Below are 25,205 nucleotides of genomic sequence, written 5' to 3'. Positions count from 1 at the left end.
AGAAAACTCGCCAACTTGCGAGCCTGTTAGGGCGAAGACAAAAGAAAAGCACAGCTTTTCGACTGTGAGGCTAATGCTCACGAAGCATTTCTTAGTGTACTTATGCATGATAGGAAAGTTATACTTTCCTATCGGTCATTGAAAAACCGGGTTTACCACCCGGTTTCTTATGGTTAAACAGTTTCCACTAACGTCTGATCTTCTTCCAGGCTGCCTTTTGGTCCGAAGAATTCAAAATGGATTCGATCATCTTCTACACCCAATTCTTTTAATGAAAGGTAGATTGCCTTCATGAATGGGGTCGGGCCACAGAAATAAAAGTCTGAATCATTAATGGACACATTCTCTTTGAGCCAATTTTTAGTTACAAACCCTTCGACGTCAAAACGATTATTTTGTCGATCATCCTCAGTTGGTGAAGCATAAAAAACAAAGGATTTTAGGTTTTCATTTTTCTCAATCGAATCTACTTCATCCCTAAAGGCATGAACGAGGCCGTTATTGGCAGCGTGAATAAATGTAACATCGCGTTCAGGTTGCTGCTCAATAACCGTTTTTAACATACTCATCATTGGAGTAAGACCAACGCCTCCGCTTAATAGGACAACCGGTGTTTTTTTATCAAAAGAAAGAACAAAATCTCCTGCAGGGGCACTTACTTTGACAATATCCCCTTCATTTATATGATCATGCAGGTAATTTGATACCTTGCCGTCTGGATTTAGTGTTCCAGCTTCGAGTTTGACACTAATTCGATAGTAGTCTTTACCAGGAGCATCAGAAAGACTATATTGACGAATATGAGTAAATGTTTCTCCTGAAATTTCCAGTTTAATACTAATATATTGCCCTGGCTGGAAAGATGCAATTTCCTTTTGATCCACAGGTTTTATGTAAAAAGAAGTAATAACATCACTTTCTATCACTTTGCGATCAACAATGAATTCACGGAATCCATCCCACCCTCCTTTTTGGTTGGCTGCTTGACTGTACAATTCTGCTTCAATCCCAATGAAGGCATCTGCAATGACTCCATAAGCCTCTGTCCAAGCATCAATTATGTCGTCTGTGGCTGCATTTCCCAATACATCCTTGATGGCCAATATCAGATATTTACCAACAATCGGATAATGTTCGGGTTTAATCCCAAGACTGCGGTGTTTTTGGGCAATTTGATTGACAACAGGAAGAATAACAGAAAGATTATCAATGTGTTTGGCTGCTTCATATACTGCGCTTGCCAGTGCCCTTTGCTGACGACCTTGTTTTTGGTTTGCATGGTTAAAAATATTGAGGAGTTCAGGATGTGCTCCGAACATTAACTGATAAAAGCGGGTCGTAATTTTTTCCCCATTCTGTTCCAACACCGGAACCGTTGATTTTACAATATCGATCGTTTTTTGATCTAACATAATAAACACTCTCCTTTGACGATATTAGTTATTACTACAAGCATAGTGTTTATTATAAAAAACCTTTCAACTGACGGTGTGATTTAAATCACATGATAACGGATTCAACAATAAAAAAAATAAAAAATTTTTAGAAAGAATACTTAGCTTCAAAAGAAAAATTACTTTTTATGTGTGAAGCTCACCAAGTATCATTTACTTTTTTGGACGGCTTGCGAAAAGATAAAGAAAAGAAGCCTGCTCATTTGCAGCAGACTTCTTTTTAGTTATTCTTTATTGCATTTTAATTACCAAACAAATTTTGCCTGTCTTTTCTTTAAACGTCTGATTTTTTCTTTTTCATAGATGAAGTTAATGACAAAATAAGATATGAATCCAAGTAAACTTCCTAAAATCACCATGCCAATTAACACATGAATGCCTCCAAAAAGGAGATTCCATAATCCCTGAAAATCACCATGCAATAAGTCAGTGATAGAAAAGTGTCTTAGATGATTCGTTATTTTTACTCTCCCTGGGTAGATTAATTTTCCAATTTTTAATGCTAACGGTAAAAGGATAACAGGAAGAAGTGAAACTTTTCCGATTAAATTCCCGATAATGGAAACAGGAAGGGAAGCTTTAGATAGTCGAACAAGAGGGATCAATAAAACGTAAATAAGGCCAGCGGTTGAAATGACCAACATTTCTAGTCCGAACCCAATAGCGAATCCTAAGGCTACTTTATTTGCTCCTTCTGGTGAACGAAGGAGTTTTATGAAATTAAATTTGAGCATTCTCCCGATTTTTTGAAAAATATTATTTTTTTTCAAAGTCTTATTCACTTTATTACCCCCAGTAAAATCGTTTCCGTGTTCTTTATATTTCAAAATATTAACACATTATTATTAATAATAAATAAACTTTATATTAAATTACTAGTTGTTTTGGCAAAAACATTTAAGAAAAAAATAATGACTTAGCAAATTTTTCATTTTGCTTCTGCAGTTTTTTCCTTAAGAAAATCCAATTCTGACTTTAGTATTCTCCTATTATATTTAAACATATATTTGTATATAAAACGAGAAAAAGGCAGTGCAATTTCAATTGTGAAATCCACTGCCTTCATGCTTGTTTTAATCTTTGTATTTGAAGCTCCAAAAGGGAAAGGCATATTTTCGAAACTAGAATTCTTTGATTAAAATAGTTAGTTGGCCAAATTCCAGCCAGTGCCGCCTCGCCATTATGAGGTTATTATTCGCTGGTACTGCTTACCTTTTCCCTGGATAAAGCCCTTTCAAATTGTTCGATTAGGACTGGAACAATTTCAAAAGCATCACCAACAATTCCATAGTGACAGGTCTGAAAAATGGGTGCTTCTTTGTCCTTATTAATTGCAATGATTAAACTGGAATTTTTCATTCCGACAACATGTTGAATTGCACCGGAAATTCCGATCGCAAAATATATTTTCGGCGTAACCGTCACACCTGTTTGCCCCACTTGATGTGCATGATCGATCCAGCCTGCTTCCACTACATCCCTGCTGGCACCTACCGCTCCACCGAGAGTATTCGCCAATTGGTGAATTAACTGAAATCCCTCGTAGCTTCCTAATCCTTTTCCTCCGGCAACCACGATGTCTGCTTCGTCAATTCTTACTTTCTTCACTGTGTCCTTGACAATTTCCAAGACCTTTGTCCGAATATCTTCTTCATTTAGGGCTATGGTTTCTTCCACCAACTTTCCAGTTCTTCCTGATTGCGGAGATAGTGCCTTCATGACTTTAGCGCGAACTGTCGCCATTTGCGGCCGGTATTTTTTACATAAAATGGTTGCCATAATATTACCGCCAAAAGCGGGCCTGCTCGCCAATAGTAATCCCGTTTCCTCTTCCACATCCAGCTCCGTCGTATCAGCCGTTAAGCCTGTTGGCATATCCGTGGCCACTGCACTTGCCAGATCTTTACCCGTTGAGGTAGCTCCAAACAAGATAATTTCCGGTTTATATTTATCTGTGCACTCCAGCAGCGCCTTCATGAAAGTTTCGGTCCGGTAATGTTTAAAGATGGGTTGGTCATAGACATACACTGTATCGGCACCATATTCAAAAACGGTCTTTGTTAAATGCTTAACATTTTCTCCGATTAAAATACCCGCCAATTCCACGCCCCGTTTATCTGCCAACTTTCTTCCGGCACCCAATAATTCAAGGGATACAGAAGCTACCCCTCCATCCTTTTGTTCAATAAATACCCAAACACCTTTATAATCTTGGAAATCCAATTACATTTCCCCCTTCACTTCAAACAATTCTTTCTTCTCAAACAGGACAGTGAGCAGCTGCCCCACTTGCTCCTTTGGATTGCCTTCAAGGAACGTTCCCCCTGCCGGTTTTTGCGGGGCCCATACTTTGGAGACAATCGTAGGGGATCCTTTCAAACCAAGCTGTTTAATATCTACCTCCTCCAGGTCATCAACTGACCAGATGAAAGGGTTATATCTGGCAGCCTTTAACATGTTGGGAAGGGAAGAATACGGTACATCGTTGATTGTTTTTTCAACGGAAAACATACACGGCAATGTGGAACGGACGACTTCATGCCCGTCCTCCAGCTTGCGATGGACAATGGCATAGCCCTCGTCTTGATTGATTTCCACGATTTTGTTCACAGAAGTCAACGGTGGAATATCGAGCCTCCTTGCTATTCCTGGTCCGACTTGCCCTGTATCTCCATCGATTGACATTTTTCCGCAAATAATCAAATCGATAGGCCTCGTTTTTGCTATTTTTTCAAGTGCCTTTGCGAGGGCATAGCTTGTTGCCAATGTATCCGCACCGGCAAAGCGGCGGTCCGTGATCAAATAGCCCTCATCCGCACCAATTTCAATGCACTTTTTAATCGCAGTAACAGCTGGAGGCGGCCCCATTGTTAGTACCGATACGAATCCCCCATACCGATTCTTAAGACGCACCGCCTCCTCTACTGCATGGGCATCATATGGATTCAATATCGCAGGCGCCGTCCTGCGATCCATCGTGTTTGTTTTTGGATTCAGCTTGATAATTTTGGTGTCAGGCACTTGTTTGATACAGGCTACAATATGCAGCATCTAATCCCTCCTTCATATAAAAAAGCACATGAACTCATTCTTAGAAATTCTCCGAAAGTTTCCTTCTAAAAAGTCTTTTTACGCCCGTTTACATCTAATTTATTAAAAGAGATGTCCTTACATTCGATTTTTCTGACAAATATCTTTAAAAATGTTCATGATGAGGGAAACGCCAATAAATCACTGTACAGTGAACCAAGGTGATTTATAAGAAGAAAGCCTTTTAAATGAAATCAAAAGTTATATCGGTAGAAGAGCTATCCCTTTTTTCATCTTCATTACTTGTACCCACACAGCTTGTACGATTTCTTAATAAACTATATTAATAGCGAAAACTGAGAAAGGAGTGATAAAAATTGCCTGTTCATACCGTTGATCTGTATGTTTTTTTCGCCAATGATGAAAATCCTGATGCTAATATAAGAAGATTTGAGCAAGATCTTGATATGGCAAATAGGGATTGGAAAGGCTGTATCCAATTCATTGTAAAAGGGATTTATTCAAGTAAAAGGAAGCGAATCGTAGATGCTGCTTCCATCCCTGCAACCAATGTTTTCAAAAACAGACAAATAGATCATTTAATCAGGGCTGCCAGATATTCTATCGGCTATCAAACTGGGATCTACATTTTTTATTTGAATGGAGATTATTTTGCAGAAGGTAGGGGTAAAAACGTTGTAGGTGTCTCTGGAACAGAGATGGTCGATTTTAAAAGCAGCAAGGATTATGAATTCTTTGGGCGCATTTTGTTAACTAACATGGCTGCTGGCCGTCATACATTGGCACATGAGTTGGGTCATATATTATTTAAACGCTATGATGCAAGAGAAAATAGATTTATTCATAGTGATCCTTCAGGACCTTATATCCATTCAGAAACCAAGAAAATGGATCCAGCTCATAATAATAATCGAAAAAATTTAATGTTTAAGATCTCCCCATCTGTTAACCCCGTTCTTACGTTTGAGCAATGCCAAGTAGCTAAACAATGTAAGATTGTACAAGCACAAAATGAAATTCAGAGTAATAGATAAACTACACCTCCTAAATCACTCTTTTAGCGCCAACAAAGGACTTTTTCCATTTCGGATCTAATACTGAGATCATCACTTTATTTTCTGGTCTGTAGGTATGAAGCATCTTACCTTGTCCCATATAAATGGCTACATGGCCAATTCTTGATAATCCCTGCTTATTTTTACGTGCTTTTGTAGTAAAAAATAGTAAATCACCTATTTTGACTTGTTCTAAAGGAATCGGAACCCCTACTCCAAATTGCTGTCGGGAGTTTCTAGGCAGCCGAATTCCATTAACGCCAAAAATATATTGAATAAATGAACTGCAATCGAATGTAGCAGTTTGATCGGCTGGAGCATTAAACACATAAGGGGCACCTAAATATTGTAATCCAGTTGAAATAATGTGATCTGCTAACATATGGTCACCACCCTTTTAAGTTATTACTATATAACATGTGATACAGCGTTTATTTGATTGGACAAACTACCTTTCATTCTGTTCCAAAGGTACATTAAAAATAAATGACCGACTCCAAATAAGAGACGGTCTGACATCTTTACTCATATGTCGTAAACAGTGTTCATCGCTTAGGAATATGAAACCATCGTTTCCCGTTCCAATGCCAAGTATCAGTTCCATCGAAGTAGGATTGGGGTTCTTCCAATCCGTGTGCCCCATGAATGCCTGTCCACGCTCCGGTATTGTCAAAGTAGTACCAGTTGTTTGCGTTAAGCTGTACCCATCCGATTTGACGCAGTCCATTGACATAAAAGTATACTTTTCCATTCTCTTCTACTAAACCATTACGTCTCGCCATTTTGAAATAATGATTCACCTACTTTCATTAGACTAAAATAATTTATGAAAAAACTCTTAGGAATGCTTGTCCGTTTGTCCTCCGATATAAGTACATTTTTTAGAATAATAAAAATCCCTATTCTAGGAATTAACCCTACCAAAGTCACCCAACCCAAATTTAAACATGACTGTTCAACGTTTATCATCTGTTGGCCTGCCGGGTTGCCAACGAAGCAATTCCATCGATCGAAGATCCCCTTGTCAATGGACTAGGTACATAAATAATTTACACAGTGAATCCTGTCGGGATTTAGATCTATCCTTGGTCCTTTTTACAAAAATTTCACATAAAATATATAGGGTTTTATTGATATTTAACTTAAAATGTAATAAACAATAAAGGGGGATTTCGTTATGAAACGTCAAAGAACCTATTTTATGATTGATGATTTAGTGTTTGAAGTGCAAAAACCAGAAATTACGTTAAGACAGGTTAAAATTGCTCAGGTTAAAAATGAAAATGAGCAATACAAAGAACTTCGAAAAGAATTCAATGAGGATATTTATCATATAGAAAAAAGACCTGAAGGATGGTTTATTATAGAAAAAGAATAAATCCGTCAAGACAAACAATGGGCTATGCATAATAGTGTTATAAAATAAATGGTTCCCTTTGATCCCATTACAGGGGCACAATTCTTCATTTAATTGCAATATAATATTTACAACCCCTTAACTTCATTTACACGACTGCTTAACAAAACATGTTTAATCTATATTTAGAGAGGATAGCATGTGTGGCTATCATGGTAAATGGCGTTGGCGGGGCCATCACTAGTAATGACTTACATAGATAATCGATTAAAGAGCTATCAAGAAAAAAATTAGTCAAGCTGAATTGAAAGTCTGCAAAATATTGACAGAGCAAGACATAAAAACTAGAACAATAAATTTTATCAAGAACGCTTCCAACGGTTGGAGGCGTTTCTTTTTGTCGTTAAGCAAAATTTATTTAAAAGAAAGGCCGTGTTAAAGAACATTGTTGATTCAGTCTCCTGCCGGAGTACGGGGCTGGGGAGACCCTGCGGGTGCTTAAGCATCGAGGAGGCTCCATGGGGGCGACCGCGAATCGCTCGTGCCTGGAGCAAAAATCAACAGCCAAATTTAACAGTGGCAAAAGATAAAAAATTTTCATACCCCCCTGTCCTTTTTTGCTTCTTATTCATAAATAAAAAGTGAGAGATCATAAAGGAGTGAATGAAATGTCTGGCTGGGTTAAATTAACGAAGCAATTTACGAACGATGAATTATGGTTTAACGTTACAGCATTCCGGCTGTATGTCTGGATTTTAATGAAAGCATCTTACGAAGATGGAATCGTTCTAAATGGGATGAGGTTAAAAAAAGGACAGTACATACGAGCTTATTCTCAGTTAAGTGAAGATTTGATGTACATAGAAGGAAGAGCCAAAAAGGCACTTGCAAAAAGCACTGTGAAGCGTGCTGTAGATAAACTTGTGAAAAAAGGTTTACTTATGGCTGAGGAAACCCCATTGGGAACACTTTTTACGGTAGTCAATTCAGATGACTTTAGATGTTTGGACGGAACAGGCGATTTTTTTTGCCCTCCGTTTCGCGAAACGACGGTAGAACACTCGCCGAACGATAAAAAAACTGAACCGGAACTAAATATAAAAAATCAAGAATTTAAGAATTTAAATAAAAATGGGCAACATCATAGCCAAGAAAACCATTCCCCAGAAGACCAAGAGAGCGAAAGCCAAAATCAAAATGACCAAGCCGAGGATAAGGAAAAGCGGATCAACAGAATCGCCAGCCGATTTGTTACTTTACGAAACAATGGACTCTTTTTGAGCCCAAAAGATGAGTTAGCGATTGAAAGAATAGGTGAGCTTCCCCTGACAACGGAGCAACTGGAAGTCTTATTAGAGGAAATCTTTCATGAATTCCATATGAAAAATCCAAACGGCGAAATTAGTAGTGCCATGTATTGCGAGAAGGTCATACGGACAAAATTAGAAACGAAGAAAAACACCAAACTGTCGAAAAAGTCGAAGAAGGAATCCATGTCAGAGAGAGTAGAGCGACTGATCCAAGAAGGGAAAATTAAGTAACAGGAGGATTCGAAATGACCAAGCAAGAGGTAGTCAAATTATTAGTCCTAATTGAGTCTGTTTATTCCAACTTCATAGTCAAAGACGAAACTGTACTGCAATGGTTCGAGTTTTGTTCTGAAATGGATTTTGAGAAGGTAATGACGAAGCTGAAAAACCACATTCGAAAAAGTCCTTTTCCACCCATGATCGCAGATATTGCCGTATTCTCATTTGAAGAAAATGATTTTCCAGAAACGCTAAAGGATTGGATGAAGGAAGGACGGGAGAGAATTGAGCACGAACGTAGCCATGCAAAACGAAGCCCCATACCTGAATGGCTTATGGAATATTCAACAAGAAAATCTATTTGAGGCGGAAGGCATTCTTTTAGGTGCTGTCTTTCTAGATCCTGACCTGATTCATGAAATTACATTAGAGCCATTCCATTTTTCACAGAAACGAAATCAACTCCTCTTTCAAGCGATGAGGGAGCTGCAAAGTGAGAACAAGCCCATTGATCTGCTCACAGTGGTTGATAAATTGGGAAGCGGCATTGAAAATGTCGGTGTCAGTTATATGACGAACATTGCTGGCTGCTGTCCAACTACAACTAACTATGAACATTATCAATCCATGATCCGGAATGAGTACAAACTAAGAATCCTCAAGCGGTCTGCCTCTCAATTTCTAAATGAACAAACATTTGAGCGTGCTGAGGAATTTTATAAAACCTATACGGATTTGCAAGGGTTTGGAAAAGTAGACCTGAAATCGAAACGAGATATTTTAATAGAAGTGTACGAAGAAATGGTTGAGGACCACGGAGAAATTTCAGGCGTGGATACTGGGTTTTCCCTGCTCAATAGTATGCTAAACGGACTACAGAATGGGGATTTGATTATCATAGCAGCACGGCCATCTGTCGGGAAAACCGCCCTGTCTCTAAATCTAGTAAAACATTGCTGTTTAGCAGGTGGAACCGTTGATTTCTTTTCATTAGAAATGCCTGGAAAGCAACTGATCAAACGGGTATTGAGTGATATTTCCTATGTTGATGGCTCCAAATGGAAGAATTCTTATCGATATTTTAGCGAGAATGACTATGAACGAGCCGTACATGCAATCGGCACTTTAGATACGTGGAGATTTTATATACACGATGAGCCAGGACAAACAGTTGCCGACATGCGTGCTGCCATCCAGAAGACGAAACGCGAGCATCCGAATGGAGATCACCTGGTAGTGATTGATTATTTACAGCTTATTACTCAAACTAAAAGGTTTGAACGCCAAGATTTAGCAATTGGCTGCATAACAAGAGAGTTAAAGCAGATTGCCAGGCAATTCGAAGTGCCAATTGTCCTGTTGTCCCAATTGTCGAGAGGTGTGGAGCAACGCGCCGATAAACGCCCGCAAATGTCTGATTTACGTGATTCTGGAAGTATTGAGCAGGATGCCGATGTGATCATGCTATTAAGCAGGGATGAATTTGAACAAGTACCGCAGGATAAAAGCGAACTCATTCATGTGAATATTGCCAAACATAGGAACGGCCCTGTAGGCGTGGTTAAGCTGCTGTTTGAGAAAAACTATAGTCGATTTCGCGATTTTTAATATGGATACAAGTTGTGAGATTACCTTACTAAAGGATTTTTTTGAATTAACTAGGTAGAAAAATTGAAATGCTGGCTCCAAACATTGTTAAAACGCTATTCCGCCATTCAAGCCACGGATTTTTCCGCCAAACTTAACATTACCAAAATAAAAGTCCAAGGCTTATTACAACCTTGGACCAGATATAATGAAAGTTCCATTCTTTACATATACTTAAAACTGTTTTAACAAGTATTCACATACTTTACTGGAACACAGTCTGGCGGCTACATTTGGAGGCTGGGTTCCTATGGCTCCTTCGAGCGGAAGTCCCAGCCACAATACCCGGTCGTCAATCATCACAAACGGAAACGAAAAGTTCTCATCCAGCCAGACATCGGAATATCCCCACTCTTGGCGAGATATAACCGTTAATTTTAATCGTTTTCCTCTGTTTCGTAACTGCTCTTGCCATTCTTCAGAAAGTTTGGTTCCCTCAGGCATGGAGATCGTAATCGATGCCTTGGCCGATTTCAGATCATGAAAAACTGCTTCCAATTTGAGTGCATGCATCCATCTTAATTTGGGATGTTGGTTACAGATCCATGAACCAATATCTTTTGTTGTGATGGTTTGATTATTTCGGAGCTGATGTTTAACAAGCTGCCTTAGCGTTTTCCCGTTAAAAATATGATTTTCAATAAAATTTCTATTGCTGACGTGAAGAAATTTCCCTTTTGTTCTTGTAATAGCCACATTAATCAGACGTTCACTGTCCTTGCTCGTTAAAAGCATTCCAGCTCGTTCTTGCGGGTAACTATCGACCGTATCAAAAATCATTACGTCCCGCTCACTCCCTTGGAATCGATGAACGGTGGCCGCAATTATATCTGCTTGGCTGCACTCATTTTCATAGATCTCTTCAAGAAGCAGCTCCATAAGATTGGCCTGTGCCCGGTATGGTGTCACATATCCAATCGATTTTACACCGCCAAGGTATGCTTCATGAATCAATTGAAAAGATAGGAGAAGCTGCCAAAGATTAAATCTTGAATTGGTTGCTTTATCACTAATACAATGGAATCCGGTAAAACTCGTATCCAGCAGCACTGCGGCTTGCTCTTTGAAAGGAACTTGGCTTACGATCGTATTTCTGCTTTTATATACACTTTCGTGATTGCCAACAAGTGAATGATAGATATACCGGTTCGTAAAAGCAGCAATATCAGGATGCATTCTCCGCTGTTCTTTTAATATAAAAAGCTGAGGGTGAATCTTCTCTTCATTCAGCCAGTCCACCACTCCTGCATGATGGAAAACATCCTCTTTCAACCATTTGGCCACCAGTGAGTCCCGGCTAGAAGCAATAGGGGGTAATTGCTTGAAGTCCCCGCAAATAATCACTCTCTTTCCCAAAGATGCAGCAAATGCAGCCTGTGGAACATATGCCATACTTGCTTCATCGAGAATGACAACATCATAATCCTGTTCATAAACAGCGCTGTCACTAGTCGCCTTTGCCAGTGTCGCCCCAATAATGTACGCATCTTTTACCAATTGGACTTCTTTCTTCCGCACTTTGTCAAGTACCCTGGCAATCTGTGTTTCAATTTCAAGCAGATGATCCGAATCTCGTTTACTAAAAGAATGGGACAAATCTTTTTTTAAGTGGCGCCTCTCCTCTACTAGTCTCTCTCGATCCTGTGCAAGGAGCGGGTCCTGCTTTTCAATGAGCAGCCCTGTGGTAATTTCTTGATGTGTGGAAAGCGTATCTCCATAGTTTCCTCCGTAACGGAGCACATCCCCTTCTTTGAATCGTTTTTTCTTTTTTATAAAATCAGTCAGCTCACCCATTAATACATCCACAGCTTGATTGCTATGCGATAGAATTAATACTTTCTTCTGCTGAAAATATTTATTGGCTGCTGTTCTGGCCAGTGTGTAGGTTTTTCCGGTACCCGGCGGCCCCCATACGAACGTGACCGGATTATATTTGGACCGCAAAACCAATTCGTGGACATTACTCTGAATCTTTTCGGCAGGATGTTTGGTTTCCGTAGAAGGAGTCAGCAACCTTTTTACTCTCTGCTGTTTTTGCTTGCTTTTCTTGAGTTCATCCAATCGCTCGATTAGTTGTTCAAGCAACTCCCATGGATCATGTAGTAAATACGCATCCGAAATAAGGTCGCCAAAGCTTTGCTCTAATTCCAGAATAATTCCTCTGCCCTCTGAGGAAAGCACTTTTCCATTGCTTTTCATACCACCCCATTCCAATTTTATCGCCGAACCAACCGGAATCCTTAATGAGATAGCTGTATCAAAATAATAGCTATAAGGCCCATCGTTTGATAACAATCTTCCATTTGTTACGATATAGCGGCTTCCGCCAAACTTTTTTAAGTGGTTAATCTCCTGTTGCAATGCTTGCTGCCACTCTTTGATATATGTTTTAGTTACTGTCATTTGCTTCCCCTTAGATCTAAAGATACTATTCTGATGAATACCTGCAATTTAAAAATGGCTAAATCCCTAAGCAATTAATTATGCTCCAGTCAAAGTATTCATTATTTTCAAATTGTAATACACGCTCAGTTTTCTATGCATTGTGCGCGAAAATACGTCAAGAATTGTCCAAATTTAGGAACGCTATTCAATTCAAACAGCCTCTTTTACTTATTAGGTTTCCCATCATAGCAAAAGAGGCTTCAAAACGTGATTCATTCCATTTCACTTTTTTTCATACATTATTATATTATAACAAAAAAACATTCAGATTAAATGTTTATAGGTAATTAAAAAAGGCCCTGTTTCATTATGAAAAACAAAAAACCTCCAAAAAGTTTTTTGAAGGTTGAATGAATCAATTTCAAAAATCTGAGCCCTACGGGCTCAAGGCTTTTAAACACCAAAAAAAGGAGTACCTCCCCAAAATGTCTAAATAAGTAAGCACCACACAAACTTATAAGACTGGAGGAAGACTCCCTATGGCTATTATAAGACAAGGAAGCCTATTTGGACTACAAGAATTATACGATTTAGAACCTACCCATCGTTTTGAAGCTGTTTTTTCTGCTATCAACATTGAACCAATCTTCTCTGTGGTAACGAAGAAATCTCGTTTTGGTAGACCTGTTGAACTGAACTATGCAGCTATGATTTACTCTTTAGTTGCCCGATTAATGGAACGAATTCCTTTTATTAAAGATTTGGTGATGAGATTAAAAAATGACATGGTTTTCCGTCTAGACTGCGGATTTTTGGTTTCTGATACTGTACCTTCAGAAGCAGCTTATTCAAGAATGGTGACAATCCTCAGTGAATCTAACGTTCTTGAAAAGGTTAAGGAAACGATTCTTTATCAAGCCATTACAGAAGGATTTGTCACTGATGATACAGTAGCTCTTGATGCCACACACTTTGAAGCAAAAGATCAGGCACCTCAAAAAGAGGAAAAACCAAAAAACGAACCTAAGAAACGTGGGCGTAAATCGAAAGAAGAAAGAGAACAATGGTTGATTGAAAAAGCTGATCGCGAAACCAATCTACCTCTTTTTGAAAAGAAAATTGAAGAACAGTTAGACGTTACTTTAGATCATCTTCGTGCTGAAATTCCCAAAAACCCTGAGTGGGGTGTAAAGAAAAACAGCGAAGGAAAGAACGTATTTTGGTATGGATATAAGGCTCATTTAGCTGTTGGAACAAAAAGCCAATATATTCTTCAATCGCTTTTCTCTTCTGGTAATTTGAATGACGGAAAGGCTGCGATTCCTTTATTAAAAGGAATTCAAGAGCGTGTTCAACTTTCAACTTTACGGTACCATACGATGGATGCTGGGTATGATTACGAACCGATTTATGAACAAATTCACCGGATGGGTCACCAATCTGTTATTGCCTATAACAAGCGTAATGAACCTGAGATAGAAGGTTTTGATAAACATTTCGCCCCCACTTGTTTCCGGGAACACTCGTATCGATATGATAGTTTCGATCCGAAATACAAAACTCTCAAATATACACATCCAAAAGAATGTAAAAATTGCCCTTTAGCCAATGAGGGTATTTGCCAAAAGACCTATAAAATAAAAATCACGACAGATCTTCGAAAATATACAGCACCGGCCCGTGGTTCGAAAGCTTGGAAAACTGTCTTTAAACGACGTACCGCTGTGGAACGTGTGAATGCTTATCTCAAGTTATACTTTCAACTAGACAATGTTCGTTATCGAACAGGAAAGCGTGCCAAAGTTCATTTTGACTTAGTCACCTTAGTTTATAATGCCTCAAAATTAGCAGTTGATCGTATCAGAAAAATGTTAGAATGCCCGCAACAACAAGTAGCGTAGTTTTAAAAAATTGAATAAGTCCCGTTAGGGACAATCTAGACTTTTTTAAAAAAGGAAATTATGAAATTGATTCGAATGTATAAAACTTTTAATATAGTAAACAAATGCACTTAAACTATATACTGACAAGTTTTCTCTTTTTCTTATTTTGATACATATTCGTATCTGCCTCTGTAAACAGCCTATCCATATTATTAATGGAATCTTTCTTATATGCGAACCCCATTGACATTTTAATGGTATGCATGATGGATTCAATTCTATATGAATTTACTTTTTCATTAATCGACTGAACCAATTTCTCCACTTCGCTTAAGGTTGAATTAGTAATTAATAATGCAAATTCGTCTCCGCCTAATCTTGCCGTAATGACGGAATCCGAGGAAAAGTCGTTTAGGATGGAGGCAGTCGTATTTATTAGCAGGTCCCCTGCTTTATGTCCATAATGATCATTCACATATTTTAATTCATCTAAATCACAAATCACTATGGCGACTGATGTATTTACTTCCATTGCATATTTTTCAAGTTGTTTTTCAAAGTATCCCCGATTGAATACTCCTGTTAGGTTGTCTGTATAAGACATCGTATAGATTTTCTCATATAGTCTTGCAGTTTCGATTGATGTAAGGACCTGTGTTCCGATAATCTGCAATAATTCCTCATGTTCTTTTCGATAGGCAAACTCTCTCAGGCATTGTGCAGAGATGACTCCTTTTACTTGATCATCAATTATAATGGGAACAAAAATATGTGATTTTGTTTCATCAGTTCCAATATAATATCTAACTGATGTGTCATCACTCTTTCTTCTATGGTGGATAATTTCCCTTGATTTTATTGCTCTTGAAGTATTATTCTCTCCAATTTCAACGGTTACAGAGGGAATATATTCTCCTTTATCAACTAATAGAAGAATGGTGAAATAATCTTCTCCTTCTGTATAGGAGGCTAGGTAAAAACAGTCTGTCGGCATAACTTCTGAAACCATTTCATATGTTCTTTTTAGTAATATATCTTCATCTAACGTTTTACTGCATATTTGGGCAAAATTATTCAAAATTTTGTAGTGCTCGTTTAACCAAGTTAAGTTTTCAACATGTTTTTTTGATACCCGCTTAAAATTAATAAGCCATTTAATATGTTTAGTCAACTTTCTTTTGAAAGTATTTATAATCTTTTCAAGAACTCCCATTATTATCCTTTACCTTCTTACGATGTAATTCTTAAATTATTTTAGCTAATCTATTTTCAATTCAACACTAGAGAATCACAGTTTGATAGAAAAAACTCCTTCTTAATACTGGATAATCCCTCCTTTTTTCAATATAGCACTTTTAAACTTGGCTGTCGCTTTCTGTTCCAAACAATTAGTGACAAACTAAAACAATGAGCTTTTAACATATCCTTCATAATAAGAAAAGTTTAATCGTAAACCGATTAAACTTAATAAAAATTTATAATCGGTAGCTGGCTGACTTTCTCTTACAAGATTAGTCCCTTTAGCTTTGCGTCCGCACTTTTCAATGCGTTTGCCTTTTCATTTTTCATATTTATGGGTACTTATTACTATATTATAAATGATTGTACAATATTTTCAATATATCAAGTATGCGATTATTTTTGCCATTTACGATCGTTTCATTTGGGCAACGTAATGTTTAGTGAATTTGATGATATCTCCTAATTTTCAGGAAGAAATGTGGGATTAATAAACAGAAGGGATTGTAATGCTCTTGTTACACTTCAAGCACTACAATCCCTTTTTTTGATTTGAATGGTTTTTATTTACCAAATCTATTTTTCACTGTACTGTCAATTTGTGTGATATGACCTGCATGAATAGTGATAACCAAAGAACCGTATTCTAATTTCTTTAACAAACTTAAAATGTAATCCAGCTTATCTTTTTCTACCAGCGCCATACTCTAGCACCTCTCATTTATTCTCAAATTTTTAATGGTTATTTTACAGCGACTTCAAACTTATCTTCCGATGAAATGTTCTTCTACTCAATTTTGGTCAGTCTTAATTCTGTATTTGCTATTTTGTCTTTTTTCATAATTCGATTCAATATTTGGCTAACTGTTGGCGAAAATGAAGGATGATCCCTCTGCCTTGGGTATGGGAGTTTAATAGAATGGTCCATCACAATTTCTCCGTTTTCAATTAATATGACTCTATTTGCAAGGGCTACAGCTTCTTCTACATCATGAGTGACCAACACCGCTGTAAACTGTTTTTCGAGCCACAGATTCTCAATAAGTTGATGCATTTCAATGCGTGTTAGTGCATCCAATGCTCCAAGGGGTTCATCTAATAATAATATTTCCGGCTCATGAACCAATGCTCTGGCTAGTGCCACCCTTTGCTTTTGTCCGCCTGATAAAACACTTGGCCAATCATCTGCCCGATCCTGTAATCCCACGTTTTCTAAAATACGTTCAGCACGTTCCTTCCAATCTTTTGATAAACCTAGGCCTACGTTTTGAATAACTTTTTTCCATGGAAGAAGCCGGCCGTCCTGAAACATCATTTTTGCTAATACGTTTCTGCCTTCCAAACGATGACCTCGAGTATAAATGGCACCATCACTTGGTAACTCAAGCCCAGCGAGCAAACGTAGCAGTGTACTTTTACCACATCCGCTTTTACCTACTATGGCAACAAATTCTCCTTTTTGAATCTTTAGATTCATATTTCGAAGGACGGTTTGATTGCCAAATGATTTTCGCAGATTAGCTATTTCTATAATCAACTCATTCTCTTTATTTAGGGTCATTTCAACTCCTCCTCCCTATTTCTGATAAGATGGGTGCCATTTTAAAAATCTTTTCTCTGCTATTTTCGCGATTAGATCTGATAGTTTTCCGAGAAGTGCATAGAGAATAATACTTAAAACGACGATATCCAGCCTCATAAATTCTCTTGCGTTCATTGCCATATAACCGATCCCTGAATTAGCTGAAATCGTTTCGGCGACAATCAGTGTGACCCAGGTAATTCCGATTGAATAACGAACTCCAACTAAAATCGAAGGCAGGGCACCGGGTAAAATAACGTTCCAGAATAACGAAAATCCTTTTAGCCCATAGACGTCTCCCATTTCGATCAAAGGTTTTTCGATCGAGCGGATCCCATGAAAAGTGTTGAGATAGACTGGAAAAAAGGTACCTAATGCCACTAAAAATAACTTGGCCTCTTCTTCTATTCCAAACCACAAAATCACAATCGGGATCAATGCAAGATGAGGAATGTTTCGGATCATTTGCAAAGAACTGTCCAATAAACTTTCGGATACTTTTGACAAACCATTCAACATTCCTAAAGCAAATCCAATTCCCCCACCGATCAAAAAACCAATGACAGCCCTCTTACTACTGGTGCCGATGTATTCTAAAAGCTGGCCGGATTTAGCCAAATCAACAGCTGCTTTGAATACATCTACAGGATTTGGCAGCACACGAGAAGATAACATTCCAAATTGACTGGATAGCTGCCAAGAAATAAGTAATAATAGCGGAACAATCCACGGAACAATCCACGGAACAATCTGTTTCTTATTCATGTTTATTTCCCCCTTACTTTACGATCTTAGGCAATTCTGTGTTTGCCACAATTTCCCCGAAAGGGCTTATGATTTTGGCTGTATCCGAAACCGTAACATCCTCTTCGATCGGAAGGTGCGGGAATAACAATTCTGAAACACGATAGGCTTCTTCCAAATGCGGATATCCGGATAAAATAAATGTTTCGATACCAAGATCGGCGTATTCCTTCATTCTTTGAGCCACCGTTGCCGGATCCCCAACCAAAGCTGTTCCGTCTCTCTTACAATGACATGTAATCGAATCCCAAAACGAACAGTCCTGCCGTATTTTTCAGCTAAACGTTTGACTTCATTTATTTTCTCAGCTACTTTTGCAGGCGGCTCCCCCCAGGTTAAATATACGTCGACATGCTTGGCGGCAATTTCTTGGCCGATTACCGAAGATCCTCCGAAATAGAGCGGCGGATAAGGTTTTTGTACCGGAGGATATAATAGTTTTCCACTTTCTACATGGAGGTAATTTCCTGAAAAATCAGCTTCCCCATTTTCTAATAAATCCCTCCAAATTGTAAGAAATTCATCCGTTAACTCATAGCGTTCCGTATGACTTAAATGCAGTCCATCGCCAGCTAGTTCTACCGGATCTCCACCTGAAACTACATTGATTAATAAACGTCCATTTGACAAACGATCAAAAGTGGAGGCCATTCTTGCTGCCTGTGCTGGAGAACTTAAGCCTGGGCGAACTGCCACCAGAAATTTCATCCGTGAGGTAACTGAAATATACCTTTATACACATCACCAACGCCAATTTCAACAACTGGTACATGGCGCACACCGTATTTGATCTCCAAAATATCTCTTCGTTCATCATGATTTGTCACATCAACTGTTAGATAGAGAATTCCTTTTTCCTCTAAATAATTCTTCACCTCGCCGCAATAGTAACAACCTTGTTTTGCCCATACCACAACAGATAATTCTTTTCCCATGATCAATTCCTCCTTGTATAATCAAACGATTTATTTTTTTCACCATGTAAAGAATGGTCCATATTTCTCACCACAATTTCTTACCTGCACTGCCTTATATCAAATGTCCGATTTTTATCATTGCTTTATACTTCCACATTTGCTGTTGCATGTTTCATTTCTTTATAAGCTTCAGCTAAACGTTCGATCCCTTTTCGAATTTGATTTTCCGATGAATAGGTAAAACACAATCTAATTTCATTTACATCCGAACCATTCAAATAAAACTCTTTGCCGTTCACAACACTTACACCTTTTTTCTCAGCAAGAGCAACTAGTGCAGAAACATCCACTTTCTCTTTAAATTTCACTAGTAAAAAGAAACCGCCGCTTGGCTTGTTATATTTGATTTCATCGCCAAAATATCTTCCAAGTTCATGGATCATCACATCTAGTTGACCTACATACCTTTGATTTACATCATTTAGGTATTTGTCAAACTCAATATTTTCTAATAATCCTGCGATTATTTCTTGCATGAATGGATTGGTTTGACTTCCCAGTAGAAACAAGCGCATATATTGAAGTATTTCCGAGTTTGCAATTGTCCACCCAAGACGAATACCCGGCCCGATGATTTTAGAAAACGTTCCAATATATATAACGCGTTCGGGTGCGAATGAATAAATTGCAGGTAAAACTCCTTGATTAAAATGAATATCCGCATAGGCATCATCTTCTAAAATATAAAAGTTATATTTAATAGCCAAGGACGATAATTGTTTTCGCCGTTCTACAGATAAATTCACTCCACCTGGGTTATGAAAATTAGGCATAACGTAGATAAATTTCGGCAAGTTCCCCCCATTAAACGTTGCAAACTCTAGAGCCTCCTGAACTAAATCAACTTGTAATCCATTTTCATCCATTGGAAATGCCCGTACTGCTGCACCTGCTATTTCAAACGCACGTAAAGCACTAAAAAAAGAAGGTGCTTCTACCCAGACTTCGTCACCTGGATTGATCAATACTCTTGCAGTTGCATCAATCGCTTGGCCTGCTCCAGCTGTGATCAATATATCCGATGGATTACTCTTGATCTTACGGGAACGACCTCGATTGGCAATCCATTGACGAATGTTCCACGTTCCCGGACCGCCGGGATAATGCAATGCAAGATGGCCATGTGAAAGGGTGGCGTTTTTTGCAGCCTCCGCCAGCTCTTTTATTAGAAAAAGTTCTGAATTTGGGAATCCAAATGAACAGTGAACATGATCTACTCCAGCACCGGTTGTACCGCCAATTGAAGGAGTTTTAGGTAAAAATTGATTGTATTGATATTCAGAATTTCCAGGCATTTTATCACCCTTTCTACTTATTTTTTTCTCTGTCTTAGAGGAACTAAAAAAGGCCGCCATTCAAGATCCACACGTTCTTAAATAGCGGGCCTCTAGTAGTCTAGTCGGCACATCTGCTTTTAACCTCATTTCATTATTTGCTCGAGTGATCTTCAGCGTTACTCCTAAATCAATGGTTAATAGGTTCTTTTGTATATCTATTTTCCGGATACGGAATCCCTAGATTTCCCCTTAAGGTATCAGCTTCGTATTCTGTTCTATACAGTCCTCGCTCTTGAAGAATTGGGACAACATAATCTACAAAATCATTCAATCCATTAGGAACCTCTGAACCGATAATAAAGCCGTCAGCCCCTCTGCCATCAAACCACTCCTGAATCAAGTCAGCCACTTTTTCCGGTGTTCCGATGAATGAAGTCCTCGGTGTCGTTTCTTTTAATGCAACCTGACGAAGGGTTAGATTTTGCTCTCTTGCTTCTCGTTTAATTCGATCGGTATGGCTTTGGAAACTGTTTTTGCCTAACTCGCCAAGTTCAGGGAATGGTCCATCAAGAGGATATTGTGAGAAATCATGATGTTCGAAATATCGCCCTAAGTAATCAAGTGCTTTATCAATGGATACGAGATTAGCAATTTCTTGATATTTTCTCTCTGCCTCTTCAGCTGTTGCCCCAATGATTGGTGAAATCCCAGGCATGATCACAAGCTGATCTGGATTACGGCCAAAGCTTTTTGCTCTGTCTTTTACATCTTGATAAAATTTTTGGGCTGCCTCCAAGGTTGGATGTCCTGTAAAAATGGCATCTGCCTCTTTTGCTGCCAGAGTTTTTCCCGCGTCAGAAGAACCTGCTTGAAAAATAACCGGCCTCCCCTGTTTGGACCTGCCTATGTTAAGTGGACCCGCTACTGAGAAAAACTCTCCTTTATGATTCAATGGATGTAATTTAGCAGGATCGAAAAAGACACCCGACTTTTTATCCCGAACAAACGCATCATCTTCCCATGAATCCCATAATCCTTTTGCCACTTCCAGATATTCAGCAGCAATTTTGTATCGTTTAGCATGATCAGGATGTTCTTCAATCGCCTTACTAAAGTTTAAAGCAGATTTCTCTAATGGTGAGGTGACAACGTTCCAACCGGCACGTCCATTACTGATATGATCAAGCGACGCAAATTGACGGGATACAGTAAACGGTTCACTATAAGAAGTAGATACCGTACCAACAAGCCCTATTCTTGAAGTCACAGCCGCAAGAGCTGATAAAATAGTCAGCGGTTCAAACCGATTTAAAAAATGAGGAATCGATTTCTCGTTAATATGCAATCCGTCCGCAATAAAGGCTAAGTCAAACTTTCCTTTTTCAGCCGTCTTTGCCTGTTCAGAGTAAAAATGAAAACTCACGCTTGCATCCGCTTGGATATCAGGATGTCTCCATCCTGCGATATTCCCTCCAACCCCATGAATGATGGCACCGAATTTCAATTTTCTTTGCTTAGACATTATTCATCCCTCCATACGGATTCCTATTTGGACTTACTATTAAAAGTTACATGGCATAGTTTTAGTAAACTTACAGAATGATTATTTGATAACTTTAGCTAATTCTTTATCAAATGCATGACTCCAGAATGATGGGACATCCACTTTTCCCTGGATTAGTTTCACACTAAAAAAAACGTCTGCGATATCCTGCTCAGAATGGGTATTCGTTTCAGATAAAGGGATAACATGGGTAGGGCGCTGCTTTTCGCCCTCTTTAAAAGTTTCTAAAGCCTGTTTAAACGGCTGTTTCGTATTCGCAGCCACTATTTTTGCCCATTCATCGGGATGCTTTCTTTGCCAATTATAAGCTTTGTTGAGTCGCTCAATATAATCTACAATCGCCGCATGTTTGGCTGGATCATCGATAGCAGAGGCAGACACATTTATCGGAAAATTACCTGACAAAATATGTTGGGCGCTTGCCAATGTTTTGGCGCCATTTTGGTGCGCAGCGAGAATCGCATTTCCATAACTTGCTAAAGCGTCAACATTCCCTCCGATAAGGGCGGTCAAACCATCAGCAGTTGACAGTTGAACAGGCGTAATATCTTTCCAGGTTAAGCCTACTTCCTGCAACATTTTTAATAGAAAATAATGAGCCGTTGTACTATTCACATATGCTACTTTCTTTCCTTTCAAATCTGCTACCGTTTTAATTTTCGATCCTTTCGGAACCACTAATTCTTGTTGCAGTGTATTGGATTGTTGAATCGCGATCACCTTTGATTGCTCCCCATTTTTCGATAAAGAAGAAAAAATAGGTGGAATTTCGCTTGTTATTCCAAAATCAATATGTCCCGAGGTCATCGCTTCAAGAATTAAATTCCCTCCCTGAAATACACTATAATCCACTTTATACGGTGTATTGCTCAATCCTGCTGCTTTAAGTGCCTCTTCATTACTCCCCCAGCCTGTTTGGCCGACTTTCAATGTAACGTTGCTTAAGTCTACATTTCCTGCTTTTGTTTCAGTCTTTCCACTTGTTTTATTGTTTGAGACACACCCCGTTAACCCTAGTAAAAAAAATAGTCCGAAACTAAAAAGTACTATACTTAATTTTTTCATCCGCTTCCCCTCATCATCTTTAAACTGTTATTTTATCTATTTATAACCTTCAAACTTTCGAACCCTAACTCATCTGCTTTTTTAATTGCTTCTTCCACTAAATCTTGATTTATATCAAATTCTAAATGGCTCAATGCCTCTTGATGCCATTTGATTCCCGAGGCAATTTGCTTTATTTTTTCACTTGAGAAGTTAGTGTCTATACCAACTTGTTTCAAAGTTACTGGGAGATTTAATTCATTTAGACTACGAATCAAGTGAGTGATCTCTGGTTCTGACTTTCTTTCCAATACAAATTGAGCTATTAATCCAAATATGACTTTTTCTCCATGAAGACTTTTATGGGTTTCAGAAACGGCTGTCATACTATCATGGATCGCATGTGCTGCAGCGAAACGATATCTTCCGCTATTTACACTTCCTACTAAACCAGCTAAAGCAATTACCGCATCTACAACCTCTTTAAAGGCTTTGCTTGACCGCTTTTGTCTATTATCTTCAACAGCTTGCACAGCATGTGTTTCCAATACCTCTAAAGCATATTTAGCGGTGTTTAACGATATTTGAAAGGCAGGATCATATTCGTTGTTTTTGTTATTTGGCGCATACTCATACCATTTCACAATGGTATCTCCTATTCCCGATTGTAAGTATCTAACCGGCGCTTCCACTAAAATTTTGCTATCCGCAAATACAATCTTAGGTGCTTGTTTTAATAGACGATGATCAATCACCTTCCCGCTTTCATCATAAATAACAGATAGGGCAGACCATGCAGCACATGTTGCAGCTATAGTAGGAATTGTCACAACTGGGAGATGAGCATCTTCAGCTACTGCTTTGGCAATATCCAGAACGCTACCGCCTCCCACACCAATGACAACTCCAGAATGGGTTTCTACAGCTCTGTTGGCAAACGTTTGAATTGCCTGTTTGGTGCAAAAGCCGGAATAAAATGCGGTATCAAATAAAACGCCATTTTCTTCTAAACTATGAAAAAGAACACTTCCAACTGCCTCTAATGCTTGATGACCACCGATAATTAACGCATTAGTACTAATTTGCGAAATAGATTTGCCAGATGACTGTGTACAATTTTCTTCATTTATATATAGCTCTGGTGCTTTAATTTGAATCAAGCTGAACACTCCTTCATAAGGTTAGTAAAATGAATGCTCTTTTCTAAACCTATTATTATTATTGAATTAGTCGGAATTAAACACAAGAAGTACACTTATATGAATGTGGATTGTTTCGTTTCCCATACTGTACTAGGAATCTCTCTGCGCAGGACCGGCATGACTTCAGCCGCAAATCGCTCAAGCTGTTCTTTTTGCTCGTTTATCCCAAGCCCTTCAACACTAATACTTTGAACTTGATGTCCGAATTCTTCATGATAGGTTATTATCTTTTCGATTACTTGATCCGCACTTCCTACTAATGCCGAACCATTTTGGATATGGTCTTCAAGATCCCTAAAAGGTGACTGATTGAACTTGGAAGCATCTGTATTCATATACGTATCATAATATGGACGGTAGCGCTTAATGGCTTCTTCCGTTGTATTAGCTAAATATAACCCTCTGGCACCAGCTCCGACTACTGCCTTGTCAGGATCGTATCCGTAATGTTCCAGCCTTTGACGGTAATGATCAATTAATTCCTTATACTTAACCAAAGGGTGAAAAGTATTGGAGGAAAATATGGGTTCTCCATGCCTAGCAGCCAGCTCTGTCGACAGTGGACTTGATGCACTTCCATGCCAAATAGGAATTTGTTTTTGATAGGGTCGTGGTTCCGTCGTTACATTCCTTAGTGAAGGGCGGTATTTTCCCTCCCAGGAAACATTTTCTTCCTGCCACAATCTTTTTAGAAGCTCATATCTCTCTGCTAAAGACATCCATTGCTCTTCTTCGTTAACTCCAAATAATTGGTAATGACGCGGATCATTTCCTTTGCCGATCATGACCTCTAATCTACCGCCTGACAGATGATCAACTGTTGCATAATCTTCAGCGACACGGATTGGGTCAAGAACACTTAACACCGCAACTGTTGGAAGCAAGCGGATTTTAGATGTTTTTGCAGCAATCGCTGTTAGCATGACTGCTGGTGATGAGGACAAAAATGGCGCTCCATGGCGTTCACCCACACCATAACCATCAAAACCGAGCGATTCAGCAAAAACTGCCTGATCGATTACTTGTTGAATTCTCTCATGTGTCGTAAAACTCTCACCTGATACAGGGTTCGGATGGTTCCCCATTAAATCAAACAAAACAAATTTCAATTTAATATCCCTCCAGTCCCATTCCTTTTCAATCCGTTTCGTTTTA

The 25,205-nt window shown here is 38.7% G+C and carries 23 protein-coding genes, 1 pseudogene and 1 riboswitch; of the genes and pseudogenes, 6 read left to right on the top strand and 18 right to left on the bottom strand.

Going from position 1 to position 25,205, the window contains the following annotated elements; translation table 11 throughout:
• Window positions 1-173: 173 nt before the first annotated feature.
• The 4 genes from hmpA to HPT25_RS17340 form a co-directional block, all read right to left on the bottom strand.
• Entirely contained in the window at window positions 174-1,412 is a 1,239-nt protein-coding gene (gene hmpA / locus HPT25_RS17355; RefSeq protein ID WP_173066873.1) for an NO-inducible flavohemoprotein, read from the bottom strand.
• A 287-nt stretch (window positions 1,413-1,699) separates the two neighbouring features.
• A complete protein-coding gene (locus HPT25_RS17350; RefSeq protein ID WP_173071223.1) occupies window positions 1,700-2,188 on the bottom strand; it encodes a DUF2062 domain-containing protein in 489 nt (162 codons plus the stop codon).
• A gap of 457 nt (window positions 2,189-2,645) precedes the next feature.
• Window positions 2,646-3,677 carry an electron transfer flavoprotein subunit alpha/FixB family protein gene (locus HPT25_RS17345; RefSeq protein WP_173066870.1) on the bottom strand — a complete coding sequence of 344 codons (1,032 nt, stop codon included), beginning with the start codon at window positions 3,675-3,677 and terminating at the stop codon, window positions 2,646-2,648.
• Window positions 3,678-4,505, bottom strand: a complete 828-nt coding sequence (locus HPT25_RS17340; RefSeq protein WP_173066867.1) for an electron transfer flavoprotein subunit beta/FixA family protein — start codon at window positions 4,503-4,505, stop codon at window positions 3,678-3,680.
• A 356-nt stretch (window positions 4,506-4,861) separates the two neighbouring features.
• Between HPT25_RS17340 and HPT25_RS17335 the strand changes: the two genes are divergently transcribed.
• On the top strand, window positions 4,862-5,539 hold the full coding sequence (locus tag HPT25_RS17335; RefSeq protein WP_173066864.1) for a hypothetical protein: 678 nt from the start codon (window positions 4,862-4,864) through the stop codon (window positions 5,537-5,539).
• Between the two features lie 10 nt (window positions 5,540-5,549).
• On the opposite strand, the gene HPT25_RS17330 is transcribed toward HPT25_RS17335, so the two are convergent.
• Together HPT25_RS17330 and HPT25_RS17325 are read right to left on the bottom strand one after the other, a co-directional pair.
• Window positions 5,550-5,942, bottom strand: a complete 393-nt coding sequence (locus HPT25_RS17330) for a C40 family peptidase (protein WP_173066861.1) — start codon at window positions 5,940-5,942, stop codon at window positions 5,550-5,552.
• 163 nt (window positions 5,943-6,105) lie between these two features.
• A complete protein-coding gene (locus HPT25_RS17325; protein WP_173066858.1) occupies window positions 6,106-6,342 on the bottom strand; it encodes a hypothetical protein in 237 nt (78 codons plus the stop codon).
• 395 nt (window positions 6,343-6,737) lie between these two features.
• On the opposite strand from HPT25_RS17325, the gene HPT25_RS17320 reads away from it, so the two are divergent.
• The 4 genes from HPT25_RS17320 (at window position 6,738) to HPT25_RS17305 (ending at window position 10,054) form a co-directional block, all read left to right on the top strand.
• Complete coding sequence (locus HPT25_RS17320; RefSeq protein WP_173066855.1) at window positions 6,738-6,938, top strand: hypothetical protein; 201 nt, start codon at window positions 6,738-6,740, stop codon at window positions 6,936-6,938.
• A 647-nt stretch (window positions 6,939-7,585) separates the two neighbouring features.
• Complete coding sequence (locus tag HPT25_RS17315; RefSeq protein WP_173066852.1) at window positions 7,586-8,458, top strand: hypothetical protein; 873 nt, start codon at window positions 7,586-7,588, stop codon at window positions 8,456-8,458.
• A gap of 14 nt (window positions 8,459-8,472) precedes the next feature.
• Window positions 8,473-8,811, top strand: coding sequence for a replicative helicase loader/inhibitor (locus HPT25_RS17310; protein ID WP_173066849.1), 339 nt, complete (start codon window positions 8,473-8,475; stop codon window positions 8,809-8,811).
• Window positions 8,732-10,054: a replicative DNA helicase gene (locus HPT25_RS17305; RefSeq protein ID WP_246277212.1), complete on the top strand. Its 1,323-nt coding sequence runs from the start codon at window positions 8,732-8,734 to the stop codon at window positions 10,052-10,054. Before HPT25_RS17310 ends, HPT25_RS17305 begins: the two co-directional genes overlap by 80 nt.
• Before the next feature lie 213 nt (window positions 10,055-10,267).
• On the opposite strand, the gene HPT25_RS17300 is transcribed toward HPT25_RS17305, so the two are convergent.
• On the bottom strand, window positions 10,268-12,496 hold the full coding sequence (locus tag HPT25_RS17300) for an AAA domain-containing protein (protein WP_173066846.1): 2,229 nt from the start codon (window positions 12,494-12,496) through the stop codon (window positions 10,268-10,270).
• Window positions 12,497-13,017: 521 nt separating this feature from the next.
• Between HPT25_RS17300 and HPT25_RS17295 the strand changes: the two genes are divergently transcribed.
• Window positions 13,018-14,379, top strand: coding sequence for an IS1182 family transposase (locus HPT25_RS17295; RefSeq protein WP_173060338.1), 1,362 nt, complete (start codon window positions 13,018-13,020; stop codon window positions 14,377-14,379).
• A gap of 115 nt (window positions 14,380-14,494) precedes the next feature.
• On the opposite strand, the gene HPT25_RS17290 is transcribed toward HPT25_RS17295, so the two are convergent.
• The 11 genes and pseudogenes from HPT25_RS17290 to HPT25_RS17240 all read right to left on the bottom strand — a co-directional run bounded on the left by HPT25_RS17290 (window position 14,495) and on the right by HPT25_RS17240 (window position 25,159).
• Window positions 14,495-15,574, bottom strand: a complete 1,080-nt coding sequence (locus tag HPT25_RS17290; RefSeq protein ID WP_173066843.1) for a sensor domain-containing diguanylate cyclase — start codon at window positions 15,572-15,574, stop codon at window positions 14,495-14,497.
• A gap of 267 nt (window positions 15,575-15,841) precedes the next feature.
• Window positions 15,842-15,926, bottom strand: a riboswitch (cyclic di-GMP riboswitch).
• Between the two features lie 237 nt (window positions 15,927-16,163).
• On the bottom strand, window positions 16,164-16,304 hold the full coding sequence (locus HPT25_RS17285) for a YezD family protein (RefSeq protein WP_173066840.1): 141 nt from the start codon (window positions 16,302-16,304) through the stop codon (window positions 16,164-16,166).
• An 83-nt stretch (window positions 16,305-16,387) separates the two neighbouring features.
• On the bottom strand, window positions 16,388-17,161 hold the full coding sequence (locus tag HPT25_RS17280) for an ATP-binding cassette domain-containing protein (protein WP_173066837.1): 774 nt from the start codon (window positions 17,159-17,161) through the stop codon (window positions 16,388-16,390).
• A 15-nt stretch (window positions 17,162-17,176) separates the two neighbouring features.
• Window positions 17,177-17,947, bottom strand: coding sequence for an aliphatic sulfonate ABC transporter permease SsuC (ssuC, locus tag HPT25_RS17275; protein ID WP_173066834.1), 771 nt, complete (start codon window positions 17,945-17,947; stop codon window positions 17,177-17,179).
• A gap of 13 nt (window positions 17,948-17,960) precedes the next feature.
• Window positions 17,961-18,712 (bottom strand): annotated as a pseudogene (locus HPT25_RS17270) (LLM class flavin-dependent oxidoreductase); the annotation flags it as partial.
• Window positions 18,691-18,921, bottom strand: a complete 231-nt coding sequence (locus HPT25_RS17265; RefSeq protein WP_173066832.1) for a glutaredoxin family protein — start codon at window positions 18,919-18,921, stop codon at window positions 18,691-18,693. The pseudogene HPT25_RS17270 and the gene HPT25_RS17265, both read right to left, overlap by 22 nt.
• A gap of 125 nt (window positions 18,922-19,046) precedes the next feature.
• Window positions 19,047-20,258, bottom strand: a complete 1,212-nt coding sequence (locus HPT25_RS17260; protein WP_173066830.1) for an aminotransferase-like domain-containing protein — start codon at window positions 20,256-20,258, stop codon at window positions 19,047-19,049.
• A gap of 169 nt (window positions 20,259-20,427) precedes the next feature.
• A complete protein-coding gene (locus HPT25_RS17255) occupies window positions 20,428-21,762 on the bottom strand; it encodes an LLM class flavin-dependent oxidoreductase (RefSeq protein ID WP_173066828.1) in 1,335 nt (444 codons plus the stop codon).
• A gap of 81 nt (window positions 21,763-21,843) precedes the next feature.
• Window positions 21,844-22,869 carry an ABC transporter substrate-binding protein gene (locus tag HPT25_RS17250; RefSeq protein ID WP_173066826.1) on the bottom strand — a complete coding sequence of 342 codons (1,026 nt, stop codon included), beginning with the start codon at window positions 22,867-22,869 and terminating at the stop codon, window positions 21,844-21,846.
• A gap of 32 nt (window positions 22,870-22,901) precedes the next feature.
• On the bottom strand, window positions 22,902-24,008 hold the full coding sequence (locus HPT25_RS17245; protein WP_173066824.1) for an iron-containing alcohol dehydrogenase family protein: 1,107 nt from the start codon (window positions 24,006-24,008) through the stop codon (window positions 22,902-22,904).
• Window positions 24,009-24,103: 95 nt separating this feature from the next.
• On the bottom strand, window positions 24,104-25,159 hold the full coding sequence (locus tag HPT25_RS17240) for an LLM class flavin-dependent oxidoreductase (RefSeq protein WP_173066821.1): 1,056 nt from the start codon (window positions 25,157-25,159) through the stop codon (window positions 24,104-24,106).
• Between the last annotated feature and the right edge of the window lie 46 nt (window positions 25,160-25,205).

Source organism: Neobacillus endophyticus (genome assembly GCF_013248975.1).
GTDB classification, from domain to species: domain Bacteria; phylum Bacillota; class Bacilli; order Bacillales; family Cytobacillaceae; genus Neobacillus; species Neobacillus endophyticus.
This window is presented reverse-complemented; position numbering and strand designations above follow the sequence as displayed.